Annotated in this window: 20 protein-coding genes and 1 tRNA gene; 10 read left to right on the forward strand and 11 right to left on the reverse strand. The window is 62.3% G+C overall.

The features are described 5' to 3' along the window. The first annotated feature begins 60 nt into the window (after positions 1-60). From WI754_RS07420 to WI754_RS07430, 3 genes are read left to right on the forward strand one after another with little or no spacing between them, the layout of a single operon-like run. Positions 61-705, forward strand: coding sequence for a lysophospholipid acyltransferase family protein (locus tag WI754_RS07420; protein ID WP_349437053.1), 645 nt, complete (start codon positions 61-63; stop codon positions 703-705). Continuing rightward, a complete protein-coding gene (locus WI754_RS07425) occupies positions 702-1,652 on the forward strand; it encodes a phosphatidate cytidylyltransferase (RefSeq protein ID WP_349437055.1) in 951 nt (316 codons plus the stop codon). Before WI754_RS07420 ends, WI754_RS07425 begins: the two co-directional genes overlap by 4 nt. 40 nt (positions 1,653-1,692) lie before the next feature. Then, on the forward strand, positions 1,693-2,340 hold the full coding sequence (locus WI754_RS07430) for a CDP-alcohol phosphatidyltransferase family protein (protein WP_349437056.1): 648 nt from the start codon (positions 1,693-1,695) through the stop codon (positions 2,338-2,340). Between the two features lie 223 nt (positions 2,341-2,563). Here the strand turns inward: WI754_RS07430 and yidC are convergent, their stop codons facing one another. Genes yidC through rpmH form a run of 3 tightly spaced genes read right to left on the reverse strand, consistent with a single transcriptional unit; the run spans position 2,564 to position 4,900 of the window. After that, positions 2,564-4,342 (reverse strand): membrane protein insertase YidC, encoded by a 1,779-nt coding sequence (gene yidC, locus WI754_RS07435; protein ID WP_349437057.1) that lies wholly within the window; start codon positions 4,340-4,342, stop codon positions 2,564-2,566. After that, on the reverse strand, positions 4,332-4,730 hold the full coding sequence (rnpA, locus tag WI754_RS07440; RefSeq protein ID WP_349437058.1) for a ribonuclease P protein component: 399 nt from the start codon (positions 4,728-4,730) through the stop codon (positions 4,332-4,334). The genes yidC and rnpA overlap by 11 nt, the downstream gene beginning before the upstream one ends. Positions 4,731-4,762: 32 nt before the next feature. Then, a complete protein-coding gene (rpmH, locus tag WI754_RS07445) occupies positions 4,763-4,900 on the reverse strand; it encodes a 50S ribosomal protein L34 (RefSeq protein ID WP_037104763.1) in 138 nt (45 codons plus the stop codon). A gap of 416 nt (positions 4,901-5,316) precedes the next feature. Between rpmH and WI754_RS07450 the strand changes: the two genes are divergently transcribed. The 5 genes from WI754_RS07450 to WI754_RS07470 all read left to right on the forward strand — a co-directional run bounded on the left by WI754_RS07450 (position 5,317) and on the right by WI754_RS07470 (position 11,511). Continuing rightward, positions 5,317-7,323: a methyl-accepting chemotaxis protein gene (locus WI754_RS07450; protein WP_349437059.1), complete on the forward strand. Its 2,007-nt coding sequence runs from the start codon at positions 5,317-5,319 to the stop codon at positions 7,321-7,323. Between the two features lie 218 nt (positions 7,324-7,541). Continuing rightward, positions 7,542-8,303 carry a TVP38/TMEM64 family protein gene (locus WI754_RS07455; RefSeq protein WP_349437060.1) on the forward strand — a complete coding sequence of 254 codons (762 nt, stop codon included), beginning with the start codon at positions 7,542-7,544 and terminating at the stop codon, positions 8,301-8,303. Between the two features lie 4 nt (positions 8,304-8,307). Beyond that, the gene (locus tag WI754_RS07460; protein ID WP_349437760.1) at positions 8,308-9,732 is read left to right on the forward strand and encodes an FAD-dependent oxidoreductase; all 1,425 of its coding nucleotides are present in this window, start codon (positions 8,308-8,310) and stop codon (positions 9,730-9,732) included. Positions 9,733-9,754: 22 nt separating this feature from the next. After that, positions 9,755-11,236, forward strand: a complete 1,482-nt coding sequence (locus tag WI754_RS07465; protein WP_349437061.1) for a HAMP domain-containing sensor histidine kinase — start codon at positions 9,755-9,757, stop codon at positions 11,234-11,236. Between the two features lie 198 nt (positions 11,237-11,434). Further along, positions 11,435-11,511 (forward strand) — tRNA-Arg (locus WI754_RS07470). 134 nt (positions 11,512-11,645) lie between these two features. On the opposite strand, the gene WI754_RS07475 is transcribed toward WI754_RS07470, so the two are convergent. From WI754_RS07475 to WI754_RS07500, 6 genes are all read right to left on the reverse strand, one after another. After that, positions 11,646-12,554: an SDR family oxidoreductase gene (locus WI754_RS07475; protein ID WP_349437062.1), complete on the reverse strand. Its 909-nt coding sequence runs from the start codon at positions 12,552-12,554 to the stop codon at positions 11,646-11,648. A 36-nt stretch (positions 12,555-12,590) separates the two neighbouring features. Continuing rightward, positions 12,591-13,019, reverse strand: coding sequence for a DUF1810 domain-containing protein (locus tag WI754_RS07480; RefSeq protein ID WP_349437063.1), 429 nt, complete (start codon positions 13,017-13,019; stop codon positions 12,591-12,593). Positions 13,020-13,078: 59 nt separating this feature from the next. Next, a complete protein-coding gene (locus tag WI754_RS07485) occupies positions 13,079-14,065 on the reverse strand; it encodes an aldo/keto reductase (protein ID WP_349437064.1) in 987 nt (328 codons plus the stop codon). A gap of 193 nt (positions 14,066-14,258) precedes the next feature. Further along, the gene (locus tag WI754_RS07490) at positions 14,259-14,843 is read right to left on the reverse strand and encodes a YigZ family protein (protein ID WP_349437065.1); all 585 of its coding nucleotides are present in this window, start codon (positions 14,841-14,843) and stop codon (positions 14,259-14,261) included. Between the two features lie 248 nt (positions 14,844-15,091). Continuing rightward, complete coding sequence (gene putA, locus WI754_RS07495) at positions 15,092-18,781, reverse strand: trifunctional transcriptional regulator/proline dehydrogenase/L-glutamate gamma-semialdehyde dehydrogenase (RefSeq protein WP_349437066.1); 3,690 nt, start codon at positions 18,779-18,781, stop codon at positions 15,092-15,094. Positions 18,782-18,958: 177 nt separating this feature from the next. Continuing rightward, a complete protein-coding gene (locus WI754_RS07500; protein WP_349437067.1) occupies positions 18,959-19,273 on the reverse strand; it encodes a YkgJ family cysteine cluster protein in 315 nt (104 codons plus the stop codon). 307 nt (positions 19,274-19,580) lie between these two features. On the opposite strand from WI754_RS07500, the gene WI754_RS07505 reads away from it, so the two are divergent. Then, the gene (locus WI754_RS07505) at positions 19,581-19,721 is read left to right on the forward strand and encodes a DUF6516 family protein (RefSeq protein WP_349437761.1); all 141 of its coding nucleotides are present in this window, start codon (positions 19,581-19,583) and stop codon (positions 19,719-19,721) included. Next, entirely contained in the window at positions 19,718-20,086 is a 369-nt protein-coding gene (locus WI754_RS07510; RefSeq protein WP_349437068.1) for a transcriptional regulator, read from the forward strand. The genes WI754_RS07505 and WI754_RS07510 overlap by 4 nt, the downstream gene beginning before the upstream one ends. Before the next feature lie 67 nt (positions 20,087-20,153). Here WI754_RS07510 and WI754_RS07515 read toward each other — a convergent pair whose 3' ends face one another. Beyond that, complete coding sequence (locus WI754_RS07515) at positions 20,154-20,960, reverse strand: phosphodiesterase (RefSeq protein WP_349437069.1); 807 nt, start codon at positions 20,958-20,960, stop codon at positions 20,154-20,156. Between the two features lie 86 nt (positions 20,961-21,046). Continuing rightward, complete coding sequence (locus WI754_RS07520) at positions 21,047-21,442, reverse strand: hypothetical protein (protein WP_349437070.1); 396 nt, start codon at positions 21,440-21,442, stop codon at positions 21,047-21,049. Position 21,443: the final 1 nt, after the last annotated feature.

Genomic DNA, 21,443 nt, shown 5'->3' on the forward strand with positions numbered 1-21,443 from the left:
CGGGGCGACCGTTGTTACAGTTTCGGGAAGCGCCATTGGGCTGACGGGGGTGGGATGCGAATGAAAGCTTTGGTTGCGAAGATCGCCGCGGCGGCCTTCGTTCTGTTTGCCCGCGCGATAACCGCGGTTCGTGCCATCTGGCCCGAGGAGGGGTTGCCGTCCCGGCCCTGCGTCTATTTCGCCAATCACTCCAGCCATGGCGATTTCGTCTTGGTCTGGGCCGTGCTGCCGCCGAGGCTGCGACGTCTGGCCCGCCCGGTGGCCGGTGCCGAATACTGGCTGAAATCGCAGATGAGCACATTCGTCGGGCGCGACGTCTTCAACGCTGTGCTGATCGAACGGGAGCGGGAAAAGCGGACGCAGGATCCGATCGCGCTGATGGCCGCGGCAATCGATGCCGGCTCCTCCCTGATCCTCTTTCCGGAGGGCACGCGAAACCAGACCGACGAGCGGCTGCTTCCCTTCAAGAGCGGCATCTTCTATCTGGTCACTGCGCGCCCCGATGTCGATCTCGTACCGGTTTGGATCAACAATCTCAACCGCGTCATGCCCAAGGGCGAGATCGTGCCGATCCCGCTGATCTGCACCGTCACCTTCGGCAGCGTTCTGCGTATCGCGTCGGGCGAGGACAAGGAAGTCTTCCTCGGAAGAATGCAGGCCGCTCTGCTGGCTCTCGCTCCGAAACCGGCAGGGAGCGGCGAATGAGTGCGGCAAGCTCCGATCTTGTAACCCTGGTCCTCGGTATCTTCGGTGTGCTGATCGTCGCATCCGCGATCGGCTACATGCTGCAGCAGCGCCTTTCGGCCGATGGGTCGAACGCTGCGGTGGAGAACCTCAACGCCCGGATCAAGGCTTGGTGGATCATGGTCATTCTGATCGGCCTTGCCTTCGTCGCAGGCCGTATCGGCGTCCTCGTCCTCTTCGGCTTCTGCTCCTTTGCGGCACTCAGGGAATTCGTCACGCTCATCAACACCCGCCGTGCCGATCACTGGGCTCTGGCCTCGGCCTTCTTCGTCGTCCTGCCGATGCAGTATTACCTTCTCTGGGTCGAAGAATACGGCATCTTCTCGATCTTCATTCCCGTCTACGCCTTTCTCTTGATGCCGATCATTTCGGTGTTGAGGGGCGATACCGAGCGCTTCCTTCTCCGCATCGCCGAGGTGCAATGGGCCTTGATGATCTGCGTCTTCTGCGCCTCGCATGTGCCGGCGCTGCTCACTCTGACTATTCCGGGCTACGAGGGGCGCAATGTGCTGCTGATCGCCTTTCTGGTGATCGTTGTCCAGTTGAGCGATGTCCTGCAATATGTCTGGGGCAAGCTGTTGGGACGCACCAAGATCGCCCCGCGTCTGTCGCCATCGAAGACGGTCGAGGGGTTTGTCGGTGGCGTCATCAGCGCCACGCTGATCGGAGCCGCCCTCTGGTGGATCACGCCATTCACGCCTTTCCAGGCCGGACTGCTATCGTTCGTCATCACCCTCATGGGGTTTTTCGGCGGATTGGTGATGTCGGCGATCAAGAGGGATCGCGGTGTCAAGGACTGGGGCAATCTCATCGAAGGCCATGGCGGTTTGATCGACCGGCTGGATTCCGTCGTCTTCTCGGCGCCGATCTTTTTCCACATCGTGCGCTACTGGTGGTCGCTCACATGACGGCTGCGCATCGATCTACAGGAGGAGGGGGTGTGGGATCATGACGGAGACAGGCGACCGGCGGCCTCTGGCGAGCCGCAACACCCGGTGGGCACGCGCCATCGCCCGATGGATGGCCTCACGGACGATCACGCCAAACCGAATCTCTCAAGCCAGTATGGCGGCAGCGGCACTGGCCGGCAGCGCGTTCTTCCTCGCCGGGCAGGGGGCGGGCGGTGCAAGGATTGCCTGGCTGCTCATGGCGGCGTTGTTCTGCCAGGCCCGGTTGCTCTGTAATCTGTTCGACGGCATGGTCGCCGTCGAGGGCGGCAAAGGCGAGCCAGACGGTCCCTTCTGGAACGAGTTTCCGGATCGCGTTGCCGACCTCCTTATCTTTGCGGGCGCCGGTTACGGCATCGGCGTGCCGGGCCTCGGCTGGGCGGCCGGCGCCTTCGCTATCCTCACCGCCTATGTCCGCGAACTTGGCCGCGCCACCGGAAACCCCAGCGATTTCTCCGGGCCCATGGCCAAGCAGCACCGCATGGCGACAATCACGGCGGCAGCAGGTATCTCCGTTCTGGAGCCCTTGTGGGAAGGCCGCAACCAGGTACTGATGATCGCCCTTTGGGTCGTTGCCATCGGAGCGGCGTTAACGGCGATCCGTCGTGGACGAACATTGATCCTGCGTCTGAAGGAAACCGATATCTAGTCCATCATGATCGTCACCCGGACCAGACGCATTCTTCCGGACAGCCGCACGATGAAAACGACAATTTCGCGCCCGATATTTGCACCATCACAAACGGGATCCCGTCGGCAATCAAACCCAGGGGCCGTGGAAATATCGCTACAAAGAAAAGCCGCCTGCAGCGGTCTGCTGCAGGCGGCTTTGTCTTCGTCAGCGGCGGGCTTTTCCGCCTGTGCGGTCCGGCCTATTCGGCCGGTTTCGGCCTCCTGGAGAAGAGACCCTTGAGATTGTCGAACAGTTCGATCTTGACGCCGTGGCGCTTCATGATGATCGCCTGCTGGGTGATCGACAACGTGTTGTTCCAGGCCCAGTAGATGACCAGACCGGCCGGGAAGCTGGACAGCATGAAGGTGAAGACCAGCGGCATCCAGGTGAACAGCATCGCCTGGGTCGGATCCGGCGGCGTCGGGTTCATGCGCATCTGCAGGAACATGGTGATGCCCATGATCAGCGGCCAGACGCCGATCATCAGCGCATGCGGAACCGCAAACGGCAGAAGGCCGAACAGGTTGAACAGCGAGGTCGGATCCGGCGCGGACAGGTCCTGGATCCAGCCGAAGAATGGCGCATGGCGCATTTCGATGGTGACATAGATCACCTTGTAGAGCGCAAAGAACACCGGAATCTGGAAGAGGATCGGCCAGCAGCCGGCGATCGGGTTGATCTTCTCGTCCTTGTAGAGCTGCATCATCGCCTGCTGCAGCGCCATACGGTCGTCGCCGTGCTTCTTCTTCAGTTCCTCCATCTTCGGCTGAACCTTCTTCATGTTCGCCATCGAAGCGTATTGCTTGCTGGCGAGCGGGAAGAACAGCGCCTTGACGACGATGGTGGTCAGAAGGATTGCAACACCGAAATTGCCGAAGTAACGGAAGAAGAAATCCATCAGTTTGAACATCGGCTTGGTGATGAAGTAGAACCAGCCCCAGTCGATCAGCAGGTCGAACTGCGGAATGGAATAGGACTTCTCGTAGCCATCGACCAGTGGGACCTGCTTGGCGCCGGCGAACACCAGCGTCTTGAGGTCGGCCGATTGGCCAGGGGCGATCGTGATCGCGTCCTGCTTGTAGTCAGCTTGATAGCGCGGGCGGCCGTCGGGGAAATGCGCGAACTTCGCTTCATACGGCGTGGTCTGCGGCGGCACGATCGTCGCGGCCCAGTATTTGTCGGTGATGCCGAGCCAGCCGGTCGTCGTCTTGCCGGGCTGGATGGGCGCCTCGTCCTCGACCTTGCCGTAGGCGACTTCGTTCAGCCCGTGCTCGCCGATCACGCCGATGAAACCTTCGTGGAGCACGTAGACGCTCGGCGTCGTCGGCTTGTTGAAACGGGTGACGCGGCCGTAGGAGGACAGCGAAACCGGAGCACCGCTGCCGTTGTTGATGGTATCGGTGACCTGGAACATATAGTGGTCGTCAATCGAGATCGTGCGAGTGAAGACCACGCCTTTCTCGTTGGTGAAGGTCAGGACCACTGGTGTTGCGGTCGTCAGCGTGTCGCCGCTCTTGACCGTCCAGACGGTCGTCGGACCGGGAACCGTGCCGGTCGCCTCACTACCGATGTAGCCGAGTTCGGTGAAATAGCCGTCCTTCGTATCGGCCGGGCTGAACAGCGTGATGAGGGGGCTCTTGTCGTCGACGGTCTCGTGGTATTCCTTGAGCTTCAGGTCGTCGAACCGGGCGCCGGTGAGGTTGATCGAGCCGCTCAGCGCCGGCGTGTCGATGGTCACGCGGGCCGACTTGGCGATCGCCTGGTCGCGGGTTTCAACGGCGCCGGGCACCACGCCGTTTGCCGGCTGGCCCGAAACAGCAGGGGTGCCGGTCGGCTGGGTCTGCTGCGCCGTCGTCTGCTGGGGTTCCGTCGCAATACGTTCTTTCTCTATTTTCGGATTGACGTAGAGAAACTGCCAGGCGATCAGGATGAGCACCGACAGGGCAATCGCCACGAAGTAATTGCGGTTATTTTCCATCATTCTTTCCTGAAGCCGGCCGGCTGTGGCCGTGAATTTTCTGCTTGTTTTCGATCCGCTGGCAGAGCCCTCCCACCACGCGCTCGAAGGGAGCGTTGAGGAGGTCGCGTCTGGCGACAATCACATAGTCGTGTCCGGGCTTCATTGCAAACCCGGCAGACAGTCGCACCGCCTCTTTGAGGCGCCGGCGCATCCGGTTGCGTTCCACGGCATTGCCGTGCTTCTTGGTGACGGTGAAGCCGCAGCGCGGCGGGCTCTCCGCTTCGCCACGATCAAGAACTTCGAGAAGGAACAACGGGCCTTTCCGCTGCTCCCCTTCGCGCACAGCAAGAAACTGCGGCCGGCTTTTCAGCCGCCCGACAGTCGATTTTTGATTATTTGACGTCATGTGCCCGCATTCTTTCTTCGGGCCCGATCGGCTTAAGCCGACAGACGCTTGCGGCCACGTGCCCGGCGGGCAACGATAACCTTGCGGCCACCCTTGGTGGCGATACGTGCACGGAAGCCGTGACGGCGCTTGCGAACAAGCTTGGACGGTTGGTAGGTACGCTTCGTCATTTATTTTAATACCGCGGTGTGCGGCCCTTCTTGGGTTTGCTTCTTAGCAAGGGAGCGTTACGTTCCGGCCACGGCTTTGCACGGGGCAAGGGGACTTGTCCGGACGTGGGGCGGCTTATAAGAGCAAAGACGCGCGAAAGTCAATTGCCAGCGCAGAAAAGCTGGGGTTTGCCTGCTTTTGGCCGTTCCGGATCGCACAGGGTGCGGCGCGAGATGTGGCGGCAACCTTCAACTCATAATTGAAAATTAGAATATCTTAAAATAAGAAAATAAAGAAAGTCCTAAAACGAAATCCCTAGAATTTGATGGGTCGAGGAGGCGTTTCGTTAATCATCTTTGTCTTAGTGTCCCTGCATATAAAAGAGCCCATAAGCTGTCGCTTCAGGCCTGTTGCCGGTTCCAAGGAGACGCGTTCCATGAAAATTCGAGGCAAGATCTATCTCATCGTCGGGGTGATGAGCCTGATCACGCTGGCCGTCACGGGCATGGCGCTGACCGTGATCACGCAATATAACGCCAGGCTCGTCCAGTTCGACAACGCCTCGGATCGCGCCTTCAACGGCGAACGCCTGAACCGCCTCGTGACTGGGGTGGTCATGGAGGCGCGCGGCATCTACGCGGCTCCGACCGTCGAAAAATCCAAGTCCTTCGCCGAAGGCCTGATGAAGAACCTCGGCAAGATGGATGCACTTCTCACCGATTGGCGGCCACTCGTTCCGCAGGAGCAGCTTCCGGCGTTCGAGGCCGTGGTCAAGCGCGCCGCAGAATTCCGCACCTTCCGGACGGAGACGGCACGGCTTAGTCAGGAAGTTTCGCCGCAGGCTGCCAACGAGCAGGGCAACAATGAGCTCAACCGCGCCAACCGCAAGGCGTTCCAGGCCGAGATCGACGCTGTCGTGGATACGGACCGCGCCGCGCTCGAGGAAATCCAGGCCGAGTTGAGCGCCATCGAGAGACAGATGATCCTGATCGTCCTCCTGACGGCCGGCATCGGTCTTGCAGCCGGACTCGGTGCGGCCTTCTACATCGGCACGAAGGAGCTGAGCCAGCCGATCCTCACGCTGACGGGCACGATGAAGCGGCTTGCCGAGGGCAATCTCGACGCCGACGTGCCCTTTGCCGGCCGCAAGGACGAAATCGGCGAAATGGCCGGTGCCGTCGAAGTCTTCAAGCGCAACGGTCTTGCCGTGCGCGAACTCAACGCCCAGGAAACCGCGCTGCGTGAAAAGAGCGCCGATCTGCAGTCGAGCATCGCCGTGGTCGTTACCGCCGCCGCCGCCGGGGACTTCACCCAGCGCATCAACAAGGACTATGGCAATACCGATCTCAATCGTTTTGCTTCCAGCGTCAACGAACTCGTTGGCAGTGTCGATAGCGGCATCAACGAGACCCGCCGCGTCATCGCCAGCCTCGCTGTCGGCGACCTGACGCAGGACATGAGCGGCACCTTCCACGGCGCCTTCGCCGAATTGCAGCAGAACGTCAACGATACGCTGTCCACCCTGCAGAACACGCTGCGCGAGATCCGCACCACCAGCGACTCGATCAACGGCAACTCGACCGAACTGCGTTCCGCCGCCGACGATCTGGCAAAGCGCACCGAACAGCAGGCTGCATCGCTCGAAGAGACGTCGGCGGCACTGGAGGAGATCACCGTCGCTGTCCGTAACTCGACCGACCGTGCCCAGGAGGCGACCGTCATGGTCACCGAGGCCAAGCAGAGCGCTGCCCAATCCGGCGAAGTCGTGCGCAATGCGGTCGAAGCCATGGGGCGCATCGAGCAGGCCTCCAGCGAAATCGGCCAGATCACCAACGTCATCGACGAGATCGCCTTCCAGACCAACCTTCTCGCGCTCAATGCCGGTGTCGAGGCTGCGCGCGCCGGTGATGCGGGCAAGGGCTTTGCCGTCGTCGCCCAAGAGGTTCGTGAACTCGCCCAACGCGCCGCCAGCGCCGCCAAGGACATCAAGGGGCTGATTGCCAAATCCGGCTCGGAAGTCGCAACCGGCGTCAAGCTTGTGCAGGAGACGGGCCAGGTCCTCGGCCAGATCGAAACGCGGGTCTTGAAGATCAACGACCATATTCACTCGATCGCCATCGCCGCCCGCGAACAGTCGACGGGGCTCAGCGAAGTCAGCATCGCCGTCAACCAGATGGACCAGGTAACGCAGCAGAACGCTGCCATGGTGGAGGAAGCCAACGCCGCGACCCACAAGCTTTCGGTCGAAACCGACAACCTCGCCCGGCTGATCTCGCACTTCAAGCTCAACGATGCGCCGCCGCTGAGGGTTGTCGCGCCGGCCCGGGAAACTGCCCGTCCGGTTGCCTCGCCGGCCCGCAAGATGCTCGGCACCGTCGCCCGCGCCTTCGGTGGCGCGTCTGCGAGTGCAGCGGCCTCGAAGGACAGTTGGGAAGAATTCTGATCGGGTTTCAGATAGAGTGTGAACGCAATCCCGCGGCGATCCAATATCGCCGCGGGATTTTTGCATTTCCACGTTTCGATCACGGCGACGTTTTTTGCCGCGATCATTCGTTATTGGTTCCGGCCGCTCTTTCCTTCTAAAGCTGCTGTGCACCGAATGAGGTTCGGCCAGCGGGAAGACGGCATTTGAACTTGGAGAAACATCGGACATCGCCACTCGTGGGCGCCGCGGAACCGGACGATACGCAGCCGGTTTTGTTGCGCATCCTGCCGCTCGTCCTGCTTGCCGTCGGGTTGGGCGCCGCCTACGGATTGGGATGGCACCGCTATGTGTCGCTCGATTGGCTGGCCGACCAGCGCCAGGTGCTTCTGGATTTCGTTGCACGTCATCCTATCAAGGCGCTAGCGCTGTTTTCCGCCGTCTACGTCGCTGTCGTCGCGCTCTCCATACCGGCTGCGGCGGTGTTGACGATCTTCGCCGGCTTCCTGTTCGGCTGGCTGGCTGGCGGCGCCCTCGTCGTGGTGGCGGCGACGATCGGTTCCTGCCTGCTCTTTGCTGGCGCGCGTACGGTGTTCGGCGATGTCCTGCGGCGTCGGGCCGGGCCATTTCTTGTGCGCTTTTCTGAAGGGTTCACCAGGAACGCCTTCAGCTATCTGCTTGTCCTGCGGCTCGCGCCTGTCTTTCCGTTTTTCGTGGTCAATATCGCACCGGCCTTTTTTCCCGTCGGCTTGCGGACGTTCGCGGCAGCGACCTTTGTCGGTATCATCCCCGCGACTTTCGCCTATGCCTGGCTTGGCCGGAGCTTCGAGCAGGTCATAGGCGAAGCCGCTCGGCAGGGCCGCGTTTTGAGGCTGTCTGACTTTCTCACGCCGCAACTGACATTTGCTTTTGCAGCCCTTGCCGTCATTGCCGCGCTGCCGCTTGTCGTGCAGTTTGTCCGCGAGAGACGGCAAGAGGCCGGACGTGGCGGGAAAGACTGACGGCGTGACACAGCTTCTGCAACCGGACATCTGCGTGATCGGCGGCGGCTCGGCGGGCCTGTCGGTTGCAGCCGGCGCTGCCGCTTTCGGCGTGCCTGTCGTGCTGATTGAACGCGGCCGCATGGGCGGCGACTGTCTGAACTATGGCTGCGTTCCCTCCAAGGCGCTGATCGCTGCGGGCCGTCATGCGCATGCAGTGCGCAAGGCGGCCGAATTCGGGGTTTTCGCCGGCGAGCCGGCGATCGATTTTGAGAGGGTGCATGCCCATGTGCGCTCTGTGGTCGACGCGATCGCTCCGAACGATTCGGTCGAGCGGTTCACCGCCCTCGGGATCAAGGTGGTCGAGGCCGAGGCGCGGTTCGTCGATCGCGACACCATTGAGGCCGGCGGCTTTACCATCCGGGCCCGCCGTTTCGTCATCGCCACCGGGGCCTCGGCCATGGTTCCGCCGATTCCGGGGCTCGCCTCCATCGATTATCTGACCAATGAGACCCTGTTCGACCTCACCCGCCTGCCGGAACATCTGCTGATCATCGGGGCGGGGCCGGTCGGGTTGGAGATGGCCCAGGCGCACCGGCGGCTGGGCGCGAAGGTCACTGTCGTGGAAACGGCAGACGCGCTCTCCAGAGAGGACCCGGAACTGGCGCGCATCGCGCTCGACCGGCTGCGCGGCGAGGGGATTACGATCCTTGAGAACAGTCGTGTCCTCTCCGTTGAAAAAGACGGGCCGGGGGTGCGCCTGCAGTGCGAGACGCCGGAAGGCCCCCGAACCATCGACGGCAGCGCCCTGCTTCTCGCCGCCGGACGCAAGGCCGACACGACAGGCCTTGGCCTCGATGCCGCCAGCATCGCCGAGACGGCAGCGGGCATTGCCGTGGACGCCAGCCTGCGCACCGGCAATCGCCGCGTCTACGCGATCGGCGACGCGGCGGGCGGTCCGCAATTCACCCATGCCGCCAACTACCACGCCTCGCTCGTGCTTCGGCAAATCCTGTTCCGGCTGCCGGCGCGGGAAAACCGCGACATCATTTCGCGCGCAACCTTCACAGATCCGGAAATCGCCGCAGTTGGCCTTGGTGAAGACGAAGCGCGCAAGCAGTACGGACATATCGATATCCTGCGCTGGCCCTTTGCCGAGAACGATCGTGCCCAGGCGGAGCGCGCTACGTCAGGTCTGATCAAGATCATTGCCGGCAGGCGCGGTAAAATTCTTGGCGCCGGCATCGTCGGCTCAGGTGCTGCCGAGATGATCAACATGTGGTCGATGATCATTGCCAACGGCCAGTCGCTGCGGCATTTGGGGCGTGCCATCGCACCTTATCCGACCATGACGGAGATTGGAAAACGCGCTGTCATCGCCTATTATGCACCCCTGACACGAAAGCCGTTCGCCCGGGCCGTCATCCGGCTGCTGCGGCGTCTTGGCTGAGGCGACGGGATTGCGTGAAAACATGACGGCAGAAAAGACAGAGGTCACAGCCTTGCAGAAGCCACCGCGGCGGGCCGGCTTCTTTCGCGGCCTTTCCGGCAAGCTGCTGCTGCTCACAATATCGTTCGTCATGCTTGCCGAAGTGCTGATCTTCGTGCCCTCCGTCGCCAATATGCGCATCCGCTGGCTGGAAGACCGGCTCAATACGGCGGCTGCGGCCGGTGTGGTGGTCGATGGCCTTCAGGATGTGCAGCTCTCCCGCCCGCTGCAGGAAGAAACGCTGATGGCGACCGGCACCAAGGCGATCGTGCTCAGGCGCAAGGACGAATCGCGGCTGATCGCGGCGGAAGACATGCCGCCGGAAGTCGATGCGCAATACGACGTTGCGGCGATGACGCCGCTTGCCGCCATCCGCGACGCGTTCGACACGCTGCTGTTCGGCGGCGACAAGGTGGTGCGGATCTACGGCCCTGTCGGTGACAGCGACGCGATCATCGAGGTGGTGATGGAGGATCAGAGCCTGCGCAAGGCGATGCTGATCTATTCACGCAACGTATTTTTCCTGTCGCTTGCGATTTCGCTGTTTACCGCCATGCTGATTTTCCTCGCGATCCGCCGCCTGATGATCGCGCCGATCCGGCGGATGTCGGCCAACATGCAGGATTTCTCCGCAGACCCCGCCGATCCCGCCCGGGTGCTGGCGCCGGGGCCGGGGGAAGACGAGCTTTCGGTCGCCGGCCAGCATCTGGCGGCCATGCAACTGCAGTTGCAGAAGACCCTGAAGCAGCAGAAGAACCTCGCCGATCTTGGCCTCGCCGTGTCGAAGATCAACCACGACATGCGCAACATTCTGTCGTCGGCGCAATTGATCTCGGACCGGCTGGCCGATGTCGACGATCCGATCGTCAAGCGCTTCGCGCCGACACTGTTGCGCACGATCGACCGCGCCGTCGGCTATACGACCGAGGTGCTCTCCTACGGCCGCACGACCGAGCCGGCGCCGCATCGGCGTTTCGTCAAGCTGAGGCCCCTGGTCAGCGATGTCGCCGAAATGCTGGCGATCGATCCCAATATCGGCATTGATTTCCGCATCCAGGTACCGGACGAGCTGCAGGTCGATGCCGACAGCGAGCAGCTGTTCCGCGTCGTCCACAATATCTGCCGCAATGCCGTGCAGGCGCTGGTCAACGATCCGGGCGAGGCCGGCTCCCCCCGAGTGATCACCGTCTCGGCGATGCGCACCGGCAGCGTCGTCAGTATTTCCGTTGATGATACCGGCCCTGGCATGCCGCCCAAGGCACGCGAAAACCTGTTCGCGGCCTTCCGCGGTTCGGCCCGCTCGGGCGGCACGGGGCTCGGATTGGCGATCGCCCGCGAACTGGTGCTCGCCCATGGCGGCACCATCGCGCTCGTCGAAAAGCCGACGCCGGGAACGCTCTTCCGCATTGAACTGCCGGACCGCCCAGTGCCGCTCGACGCCTTCCGCTCCAAGGCCCGGCACTGAGCAGAATATGAGGCCTTGCGGCGCAGATCGGGCGGAAATGACAGGGCAATGACAGTCACCAAAGAGAATTTCACCGCCTTTTCAAAATGATAGTCATATTGCGGCGCAAAAAAAAATCTTTTTGCGGAAATTCGCTTGCATTCCCCGGTTGGACGTTTTAGAGGATCGCCACGCAAGCGGTGATCACCGCAGCGACACGCACCCGTAGCTCAGCTGGATAGAGCACCAGACTACGAATCTGGGGGTCAGGAGTTCGAATCTCTTCGGGTGCGCCATTTCTTTTTTCCCATCGGACGTTTGGTGCGGCGTATTCAATACGACGCAAAACCCGCCTCAATCCCGCGTGTGTTGTTGTTCGCTTGGGCCGTTTGACCTGCCGAGCCGCGCATTTGTGGGTCGCGGCCCCGTCTCACCGATACCCCGTCGCATCCGCGGGTTTGCCCGGGTCCATCACCTCGTCCATATAACGCCAGCAGTCCGGGCGCGAGCCGTCGAGATCGGTGAAGCCGTAGATCTGGGCGAGGCCGCCGCTTGAGACCGACTGGCCGTTCCAGCGCTCCTTGTCCGGGTCGGCGGCGAGCGCGGTTACGGCGCGGCCGAGGAAGCGGGGCGTTTCGGAGATGACGAAATGCGGCTGCATTTGCGTCGCGTCGCGCCAGTTGTCTTCGCTGACATTGTAGTGTCCCAGCATCATTTCCGAGCGCATCCAGCCGGGCGTGATGGAGACGGCGGTGGCTCCGTGGGATGCGAGGTCCTTGGCATGGGTAAAGGCCATGCGATTGGCTGCCACCTTGGCGAGATCGTAGAACGGCGAAAGCCTGTAGTGGCTGGCATTGTATTCGGCGGTGCCGTCCGTCACCTCGACCAGCAGCCCGCCCGGGCGCTCGATCATCAGCGGCAGCGCGTGATGGGCGGTGATCAAATGGGTGTCGATGCCGAGGCGCAGCATTTTGAGGCCATTTTCGAGATTGTGGTCCCAGACCGGCTTGTTCCATTCGAACAGATTTTCCCCGCCCCAGATGTCATTGACGAGAATATCCAGCCGCGCCTGTTCTTGTCTGATGCGCTCGATAAGCCGTTTGACCGCGCCGGCATTGAGATGATCCACCTGGACCGCTATGCCCTCGCCGCCTGCCGCAGTCACCAGTTCGGCGGTCTCCTCGATCGTCTCGGGCCGGCAATACTCCGATTGCTGTGTCCGTGTCGTGCGCCCCGTAACGTAGACGGTTGCGCCCGCCGCCCCGAGTTCGACCGCAATGCCGCGCCCGCCGCCGCGTGTCGCGCCGGCGACCAGTGCTACCTTTCCCTTGAGCGACATCGCATCTCCTGCTCTACCTTGTTTCTCCTGCGGGTCTCAGGGTCTTGCGAGAATGTCGAGTGTCCGCTGGTCGGCTTTGCCCTCGAAGTAGCGGTCGATCGCGGCTTTGAAGGGCGAGGGATCGTTTGCCGCTTCCCGAAACAGGGTCATCGACGAGCGCAGCTTCATGTCGTCGGGCGAGCCGAAGATCTGATGCGCCGTGCGATTGCGCACCGCGTTGATCGTGCGCGTGCATTGGATCAGGCGGCTGCCGAGCAGCGGATGCGCCAGATAGGCGCGGGCTTCGTCCAGGGAGGAAATGGCAAACCGCAGCGCCGTCGGCGAATGGCCGAGGCCGGCGATCTGCGGAAAGATGAACCACATCCAGTGGCTCTCCTTGCGGCCATGCTCCAGTTCGCGAAGGGCCGTGTCATATACGGGCTCCTGGGCCTCGATGAAGCGGGATAGGTGGTAGGGGTCGCTCATGCGCTGCACCTCCAAACCGGTGTGAACCGCGCCGAACTGCCCGGCGCGGTTCTTGAACGTTACCACTTTTGGTGAACGTGAACCTTGATCAAACGCTCATAGACGTCGGCTAGTTCCGCCAGCGTGTCCTCGGGGATCGTGGGAACGTCGCTGGCGGCGGCATTGGCCTGCGCCTGCGCTTCGTTGCGGGCGCCGGGGATGACGACGGAGACGGCGGGGCTCTGGAGGATCCAGGCCAAAGCGAACTGCGCCATGGAAACACCCTGCGGCACCAGCGGCCGCACCTGCTCGACAGCCTCGAGTGCGACCTCGAGCGGCACACCGGCGAAGGTCTCGCCGACATCGAAGAACTCGCCGTGGCGGTTGAACTTGCGATGATCGTCATCGGCGAACTTGGTGTCGGCGGTGATCTTGCCGGACAGGAGGCCGGAGGCCAGCGGCACGCGGACGATGATGCCGACATTCCTCTTCCGCGCCTGTTCGAAGAACAGGTCATGCGGGCGCTGGCGGAAGATGTTGTAGATGATCTGGATCGTCGCAACGCCCGGATATTCGATCGCCTTCAGCGCCTCTTCGACGGTGGAAACCGAGACGCCGTAGTTGCGGATCTTGCCCTTGACGACGAGCTGGTCCAGCGCCCCGAACACCTCCGGCCGGTAGAAAACTTCCGTCGGCGGGCAATGGAGCTGGACGAGATCAAGCGTCTCGACGCCGAGATTGGTGAGGCTCCGGTCGATGAAGGCCTCAATATTGGCGCCGGTGTAACCATCGGCAACATGTGGGCTCAGCCGGCGGCCGGCCTTGGTGGCGACGAAGGGCTTTTTCCCGCCGTGTTCCTTGAGAACCGAGGCGATGATCTTTTCCGAGCGGCCGTCGCCATAGACGTCGGCCGTGTCGATGAAGGTGACGCCGGCGTCGAGCGCGGCATTCAGCGCGCGCTTGCCGTCTTCCTCGGAAACATCCCCCCAGGCGCCGCCGATCTGCCAAGCGCCGAAGCCGATTTCGGAAATAGTGGCGCCGGTGCGCCCCAGGATTCTGTTTTTCATGTGTAATTCCTCGCCGGGCGGCAGCGCGCCCCTCCAATCCCGGCCAAATCCGGCCCGGAAACCTTGTTTACCCGCCGTTTCTATTCCGAATGTGACACGGTGGCCAGCATTCAATCTTTCGGGACGCGTACGATTTTTAGAAAAATCGTCCCTGTTTTCAATGTGTTATAAGGATTTCCGGTGAGAGTCTAAGTTAGTCTTCCAATTTGAGAGAAGCCCTGCCGCGGCTGAGGTCGAGGATGATGGCCGAGGCGGCCTTGCAACTGCCCTTGGGGATCTGCAACGTAAGCTCTGCTCCGGTGCCGGTAAAAGTCTCCGATGCGATCGTCACGCCCATGCCGGCCAGTCTGGCCTTGATGAGAGCCAGATCGGCAAATTCGCAAGTGACGGTACCGCCGATGGTTTCGATCACCTCTGTCTTTTCCGCCGCGCGCAGGCACATGGCCGCCGTGCCGCCATAGGCGCGGATCAGGCCGCCGCTGCCGAGCAGGGTGCCGCCGAACCAGCGGACAACAAGGGCTGCGACATGATCGAGCGACTGGCCGTCGATCGCCTGCAGGATCGGCTTTCCGGCCGTACCGCTCGGCTCGCCGTCGTCGTTGAAGCGATAGGTCTGGCCGATGCGGAAGGCCCAGCAATTGTGGGTTGCCGTCAGGTCGGAATGCCGCGTGACGAAATCCCTGGCCTCGTCCTCGTTCGCGACGGGGCCGCAGATGGCCAGGAAGCGGCTTTTCTTGATTTCCTGGGCGAAGGTTACAGTGTCTTTCAGCGTGTACATTGTTGCGTTATTGCAGGGAAGCAGGGAGCGAGGAACCCCCCTCTGTCGGCTATGCCGACATCTCCTCCTCAAGGGGGGAGATCAGCTGCGGCGAAAACTCCGCCAAACCAGCAAAGATGGAGGTTGCAGAAACGTCGGCACCTTTTAAGAGAACGGGAGCAGGACCGCGCTCTCCAATCTCCCTCCTTGAGGGGGAGATGTCACGAAGTGACAGAGGGGGGTAAACTCTCCTCGCGCGCCCACCCATCTTACCCGATCGACATCAAACTCGCATTGCCGCCTGCCGCCGCGGTGTTGATGCTGGTCGAGATTTCTTCCACGAGCCAGTTCAGGCAATAGGCGTTCGGATTGCGGGCCAGCTCTTCCTTTGATGCGGCCTGGACGAGGACCAGCGGACCGGGCAGGGCGGCGATCTGCTTGTTGACGGTCTGGATACGCTCGGCAACGCCTTCGATCAGCGCGCCGGCAAACGGAGCATCGGCCTTCCAGTCCGAGGTGAAGGAAATCCGGGCGGAGACAGTGGCCGGAAGCGCGTTGAGTGCGTCTTTCAGGCCCGATGCGATATCAATGACGGCATTGTTGCCAGTGGCAAGCACGGCGGCCAACTGGCGGTAGAGGCCTTCCGCGGTTTCCGGCACGAGCAGAATGCGCCCGCGCGGATGCAGTGCATAGAGATTGCGCTCGCCCACCGGACCGGCAAGCTCGGTCGTCAGCCCCAGCGCCGACTGGCTGCCGGTCTCGCGGGCGTGCTGCGCCTGGGTCTTGAGGCCCTTGCCATCCAGCCACTTGGCGAAATCGAGCAGCACCGGATCGGTGTGCACCGAACTGTGCTGCGGCGGAACCGGCGGCACCGTGACCAGGCGGCCGAGATAGAGCGGGCCGCCGGCCTTCGGACCGGTGCCGGAGAGGCCGCGTCCGCCGAAGGGTTGCACGCCGACGACGGCGCCGATGATGTTGCGGTTGACATAGAGATTGCCGGCCTTCACGCGGGAGGTGACATGGGCGATCGTTTCGTCGAGGCGGGTGTGCAGGCCGAAGGTGAGGCCGTAGCCGGTGGCGTTGATGTCGTCGATCAGCCGGTCGAGATCGTCGCGCTCGTAGCGCAGCACGTGCAGGACGGGGCCGAAGACCTCGCGCTTCAGGTCGGAAAGCTTCTTCAGTTCGACGATCGTCGGCGGAACGAAGGTGCCCTCTGCGGTGGCGGATGAAAGCGTGATCTGCTCGACCCTGGCGCCAAGTCCGCGCATCGCCTCGACGTGCTTCTCGATGATACCTTTTGCTTCAGCCGTGATCACCGGGCCGACATCGACGGCAAGCCGGTCGGTGCGGCCGATATCGAGTTCGTGCAGCGCGCCCTTCAGCATGGTGAGAACACGGTCAGCCACATCATCCTGCAGGCAGAGAACCCTGAGCGCCGAGCAGCGCTGGCCGGCGCTGTCGAAAGCCGACGCGATGACGTCGCCGACGACCTGTTCGGCAAGCGCCGACGAGTCAACGATCATCGCGTTCTGACCGCCGGTCTCGGCAATCAGCGGGATCGGTCGGCCGGACGGTGACAGGCGATCGGCAAGCTGGGCCTGGATGAGCCGCGCAACTTCCGTCGAGCCGGTGAACATGACCCCCGCGATATTCTCTGCGCCAACCAGGGCAGCACCCACGCGGCCGTCGCCCGGAAGCAGTTGCAAGGCTTCCGGCGGAATGCCGGCCTCATGCAGGATACGCACACCTTCGGCTGCGATGAGCGGCGTTTCTTCCGCTGGCTTTGCCAGCACCGGATTGCCGGCGACGAGTGCTGCGGCGATCTGGCCGGTGAAAATCGCCAACGGGAAGTTCCATGGGCTGATGCAGACGATGGGCCCAAGCGCCTGATGCGCCGGGCCGAGCGTGCGCGTCGCCTGTTCGGCGTAGTAGCGCAGGAAGTCGATCGCTTCACGCACTTCGGCGATCGCGTTCGGCAGCGATTTTCCGGCCTCGCGGACAATCAGGCCAAGCAGCGTCGGCATGCGCGCCTGCATCAGATCGGCGGCACGCACCAGGCATTGAGCGCGTTCGGCCGGCAGCACGCTGCTCCACGTCGCGCCTTCGGCAAACGCGATCTTCACGGCGCGGCAGGCATCATCTTCCGACGTCTCCGTGACCGCGCCGACGGCGTCACGATGGTCGCCGGGATTGAGCACCGTCCGGCTTTCGCCGCGCAGGGTCTGCGATCCAAGTTGCGGCGCGGCTGTCCAGCCGATTGCGGTGCTTGCCTTCAGCGCATCCGACAGCATCGACAGCTCGGCCTCGTTGGAAAGGTCGAGCCCGGTGGAGTTTTGGCGCCCGGCGTAAAGGTCGACTGGCAATTTGATCTGGTCGTGCTGCGCGCCCATCACCGGCATGGCGCGGACGACATCGACCGGGTCGGCGATCAGTTCGTCGACGGACACGGCCGGATCGGCGATGCGGTTGACGAAGGAGGAATTGGCGCCGTTTTCGAGCAGGCGGCGCACCAGATAGGCAAGCAGCGTCTCATGCGTTCCGACCGGCGCATAGATACGGGCAGGACGGTCGAGATTGGCCTTGCCGACCACCTCGTCATAAAGCGGTTCGCCCATGCCGTGCAGGCACTGGAATTCGTAGTCGCCGACCTTGAAGCCGGGCCCGGCCATTTCATAGATTGTCGCCAGCGATTGGGCATTGTGGGTGGCGAATTGCGGGAAGACGACGTCCTTGGCACTCAGCAGCTTGCGTGCGCAGGCGATGTAGGAAACGTCGGTATAGATCTTGCGGGTATAGACCGGAAAACCCTCGAGCCCGTCGATCTGCGCGCGCTTGATCTCGGCGTCCCAATAGGCGCCCTTGACGAGGCGCACCATCATGCGGTGGCCCGAGCGGCGGGCGAGATCGATGATGAAATCGAGCACGAAGGGGCAGCGCTTGCCATAGGCCTGGACGACGAAGCCGACGCCGTTCCAGCCGGAGAGATCGGGGTCGAGCCGCAGTGCTTCGAGCAGGTCGAGCGACAGCTCCAGCCGGTCGGCTTCCTCGGCGTCGATGTTGAGGCCGATATCGTAGCTCTTGGCAATCAGCGCCAGCGCCTTCACCTTCGGCAGCAGCTCGCCCATGACGCGGGTGCCCTGGGCGCGGACATAGCGCGGATGCAGGGCGGAAAGCTTGATCGAGATGCCGGGGCCTTCATAGATGCCGCGCCCGGCCGAAGCCTTGCCGATCGCATGGATGGCGTTTTCGTAGTCGGCATAATAGCGCTTGGCGTCGGCTGCCGTCGTCGCGGCCTCGCCGAGCATGTCGTAGGAATAGCGGAAGCCGCGCGCTTCCAGCGGCCGTGAGCGCTTCAGCGCTTCCTCGATGGTTTCGCCGGTGACGAACTGCTCGCCCATCATCCGCATCGCCATGTCGACGCCACGGCGGATCACCGGCTCACCGGCCCGCGCAATCAGGCGGGTAAGGGCGGCGGACAGGCTGCGGTCGTTGACGGTGGCGGTCAGCTTGCCGGTGACGACGAGGCCCCAGGTGGCGGCATTGACGAAGAGGGAACGGCCGCCGCCGATATGCGAGCGCCAGTCGCCGTCGGCGATCTTGTCGCGGATCAGCGCGTCGCGCGTCGCGGTATCGGGAATGCGCAGCAGCGCTTCGGCAAGGCACATCAGCGCCACGCCTTCCTGGCTCGACAGTGAATATTCATGCACCAGCCCTTCGACGCCGGAGCCCCTGTGCTTGGCACGCAGCGCCGTGATCAGCTTGCGGGCGGTCGCCTGGGCGCGGGCACGGATATCGTCCGAGAGCGTCGCGGCCTCGACCAGCGATGGCAGGCACTCGGTTTCCGGCCGGCGGTAGGCGGCAGTGATCGCTTGCCGCAGCGTCGTCTGCGTGGCGATCGGCGGCGCGAAGTTTTCGAAAGGCAGGGGGGCGATCTGCGGGGTCTTCTGCGGCTGGCTCATCGATCTCGTCCCTCTGAAACTGGCGCGGAGCGCCGTCAAATCCTGCGCGCAAAATAAGGCAGAGGTTGCCGGATATCCATCCGGTAAAATATCAATATCGGTGAATGTTTCACCAAATACGGTCACTGAAACGGTGTACTATACGGCAGAAATAAAAACCTGCCGGACGATCCGAAGTCAGAGCATGACCTTCTGCGACAGCTTGTGGCGGGCCATCAGACACTCGTCGTCCCCCGGCATGCAAGTGCGGCAGACGATCGGTCGCACGGCATAAATCCTGCAGCCGACATGGACGCCGAGACTGCCGTCCAGCGCCGAACAGCGATTGTCCTCGCAGCGCATGCCACCGAGATCGGCAGAGACATATTCGGCCGGAATGCGCTCCAGTTCCTCGTCCGTCTCCAGCGAAAACCGTGGCCAATCCTCGGAATAGCTGCAACAGGCGCCGCAACTCTGGCAGTCGAAATCTTCAGTGGGAACAGCAAGGGTCATGGTGCGCAGGGTAGCCGAAATTCCGTACGAGCGGAATAGGACAGGGAGACGTAGCAGGTAGCCGAACTAGTCGCGGCTCGTTCGATCCGCAGGGGGGCGTCTGCCGGAGCGTTGGCATGATTGACAACGCCGAGTGTCCGATGTCATAAATGACAGCATGATTTCTGCAGCGCTTATTGAACGCTCGAAGCTTGTTTTCCCCGATGGTTCGATCATGGAAATCGTCATCTGAAAGGTCCCCGAGCCGGTTCCCGGCAGCGCGCATCTGTTCAAGTACAGGCTCTTTTATGGCCGGAACGGAAATCGAATTGTCGGCTTCGACAATGAACGCGGCAAGGGAGATCATTGCCATCTCGACGGCACGGAATACCCTTATACGTTTACCAGCACTGACGCACTTCTTTCCGATTTTCGGAAGGAAATTGTCAAAAGGAGGCAGCAACAATGAAAGAGGCGCTAATCCAGATCCGTTCAGACACAGGGGCAGTATTCGACGAGACATTCGAGCGAGCATCCACTGCAATGCGAACGGGGCAGCCGTCCGAGCCAGTTGCGGTTTTTACCTTTTCCTCGCCCGCCCAATTATTCACGATCATTACTCCGAAAAGATGGGAGCTCATCGAGCACCTTCAGAAAATCGGGCCGTCCAGCATACGTGGACTCGCGAGATCCATTGAGCGGGACGTCAAGCGCGTTCACGACGACATTACAGCGCTTGCAGATTGGGGCATCGCCGAACGTACCGAGGACGGCAAAGTGTGGATTCCCTACGACGTCATCCACGCGAACTTCGATCTCAGGGCGGCAGCCTGATCCGCGGATTTCGTACGGCGGCGACCGTTTTCAGATCGACCGCCGAGGAAGCATTTGACACGCGGCGCTAAGCCACCACCGCTTCCCGGACCGCGATCTCATAATCCTCCGTATGCACCAGGATGCCCGTATCGGTCATGACGGCGATGCCGTAGGCGGCGGGTTCGTCGACGGAGAGGGAGGCGTCCGGCGCCTCGAAGGGCATGGGCTGCTGATGCACCGGGCTCTTGAAAACGGAGAAGGGGATGCCGCGGCTGGAGCCGGAGATCGTCCGGTGCACATGGCCGGCGAAGATATGCAGCACATTGCCGTGGCGCTTGACCACGTCGTAGAAGTCCACCTCGTTGATCAAACGCATCAGGTCCATGCCGGTGAAGCCGGTCGCGTGCGGCGGGTGGTGCATGAAGAGCAGCACCGGCAGGTCGCCGGCCGTTTCCAGCTGCCGGTCGAGCCAGGCGAGGCGCCTGGTGCAGAGGAAGCCGGCGTGGCTGCGCGGATAGTCGTAAGGCGGAGCAAACAGCGTATCGAGGATGACGACGCGGCAATCGGGGAAATCGATGGCCTGCTGCACGAAACCGTCCTCGTCCTGCGCGACATCCGGAAAAACGTCGAGAAAGATGTCGCGCCGGTCATGATTGCCGATGGTGATGGCGAGCGGCGGGATCACGTGGTCCAGCAGACCCTTGAGCCGTTCATAGGACCGCCGGTCGGCCTGGTGCGCCAGGTCGCCCATGACGATCACCCGGTCCGCGTCGGGGTGATAGCGGTTCACGTGCACGATGCCGGCGGACAGCCGCTGGAACGGATCAAGCCCGATGATCGACGTGCCCTCGGGCACCATATGCAGGTCGGTGAAGACGATCAGCTTCGTCATATTGGTAAGTCCACTATTACTAATGCGCACCATCAGGCTGGCTGCGGGAGGCCCGGGCGTCAAGCAACATAATTGGGACTATTCCATCACGGCGCGACGTCAAACAGCGCGTCGCCATAGCCGACGCCGGTCCCTTCTGCGGCCAGAGCGCGATGAAGGTGGCAATCCCTCGCAGCAAGAACGGAGCGTAGCGTCAGGCCCGCCTTGATGTAGGCAACGACCTCGCCTTTCGCGGCCTTTCGCGGCAGCGCCGGCGCCGAACCCGCATTTGCAGGATGAGCGTAGAGAACAATGCCGACGCCGGGGGAGTTGATCGTCTCCGGGTCTGACGTGCCGGCCGGATAGGGCGATGCTGTCGCGGTGCCGTCCGCATCGGCACCCAGCTTCAAATGAAGCTGGACCGATCCGTGCTCGTAGTCGAAGGCGGCGACTCCGTGCCGTTTCATCAACGCGATGACGCTTTGGATGTCCTTGCTTTGCATC

The sequence above is a fragment of the Pararhizobium sp. A13 genome (assembly GCF_040126305.1).
Taxonomy (GTDB): Bacteria; Pseudomonadota; Alphaproteobacteria; order Rhizobiales; family Rhizobiaceae; genus Pararhizobium.

Bases quoted from the DNA above. Each gene is read 5' to 3' on its own strand.
- WI754_RS07515 (WP_349437069.1), bottom strand. From the start codon at position 20,960: ATGACGAAGCTGATCGTCTTCACCGACCTGCATATGGTGCCCGAGGGC.
- rpmH (WP_037104763.1), bottom strand. From the start codon at position 4,900: ATGACGAAGCGTACCTACCAACCGTCCAAGCTTGTTCGCAAGCGCCGT.
- yidC (WP_349437057.1), bottom strand. From the start codon at position 4,342: ATGGAAAATAACCGCAATTACTTCGTGGCGATTGCCCTGTCGGTGCTC.
- WI754_RS07490 (WP_349437065.1), bottom strand. From the start codon at position 14,843: ATGTACACGCTGAAAGACACTGTAACCTTCGCCCAGGAAATCAAGAAA.
- WI754_RS07430 (WP_349437056.1), top strand. From the start codon at position 1,693: ATGACGGAGACAGGCGACCGGCGGCCTCTGGCGAGCCGCAACACCCGG.
- WI754_RS07500 (WP_349437067.1), bottom strand. From the start codon at position 19,273: ATGACCCTTGCTGTTCCCACTGAAGATTTCGACTGCCAGAGTTGCGGC.
- WI754_RS07425 (WP_349437055.1), top strand. From the start codon at position 702: ATGAGTGCGGCAAGCTCCGATCTTGTAACCCTGGTCCTCGGTATCTTC.
- rnpA (WP_349437058.1), bottom strand. From the start codon at position 4,730: ATGACGTCAAATAATCAAAAATCGACTGTCGGGCGGCTGAAAAGCCGG.
- WI754_RS07465 (WP_349437061.1), top strand. From the start codon at position 9,755: ATGACGGCAGAAAAGACAGAGGTCACAGCCTTGCAGAAGCCACCGCGG.
- WI754_RS07420 (WP_349437053.1), top strand. From the start codon at position 61: ATGAAAGCTTTGGTTGCGAAGATCGCCGCGGCGGCCTTCGTTCTGTTT.
- putA (WP_349437066.1), bottom strand. From the start codon at position 18,781: ATGAGCCAGCCGCAGAAGACCCCGCAGATCGCCCCCCTGCCTTTCGAA.
- WI754_RS07485 (WP_349437064.1), bottom strand. From the start codon at position 14,065: ATGAAAAACAGAATCCTGGGGCGCACCGGCGCCACTATTTCCGAAATC.
- WI754_RS07480 (WP_349437063.1), bottom strand. From the start codon at position 13,019: ATGAGCGACCCCTACCACCTATCCCGCTTCATCGAGGCCCAGGAGCCC.
- WI754_RS07450 (WP_349437059.1), top strand. From the start codon at position 5,317: ATGAAAATTCGAGGCAAGATCTATCTCATCGTCGGGGTGATGAGCCTG.
- WI754_RS07520 (WP_349437070.1), bottom strand. From the start codon at position 21,442: ATGCAAAGCAAGGACATCCAAAGCGTCATCGCGTTGATGAAACGGCAC.
- WI754_RS07475 (WP_349437062.1), bottom strand. From the start codon at position 12,554: ATGTCGCTCAAGGGAAAGGTAGCACTGGTCGCCGGCGCGACACGCGGC.
- WI754_RS07510 (WP_349437068.1), top strand. From the start codon at position 19,718: ATGAAAGAGGCGCTAATCCAGATCCGTTCAGACACAGGGGCAGTATTC.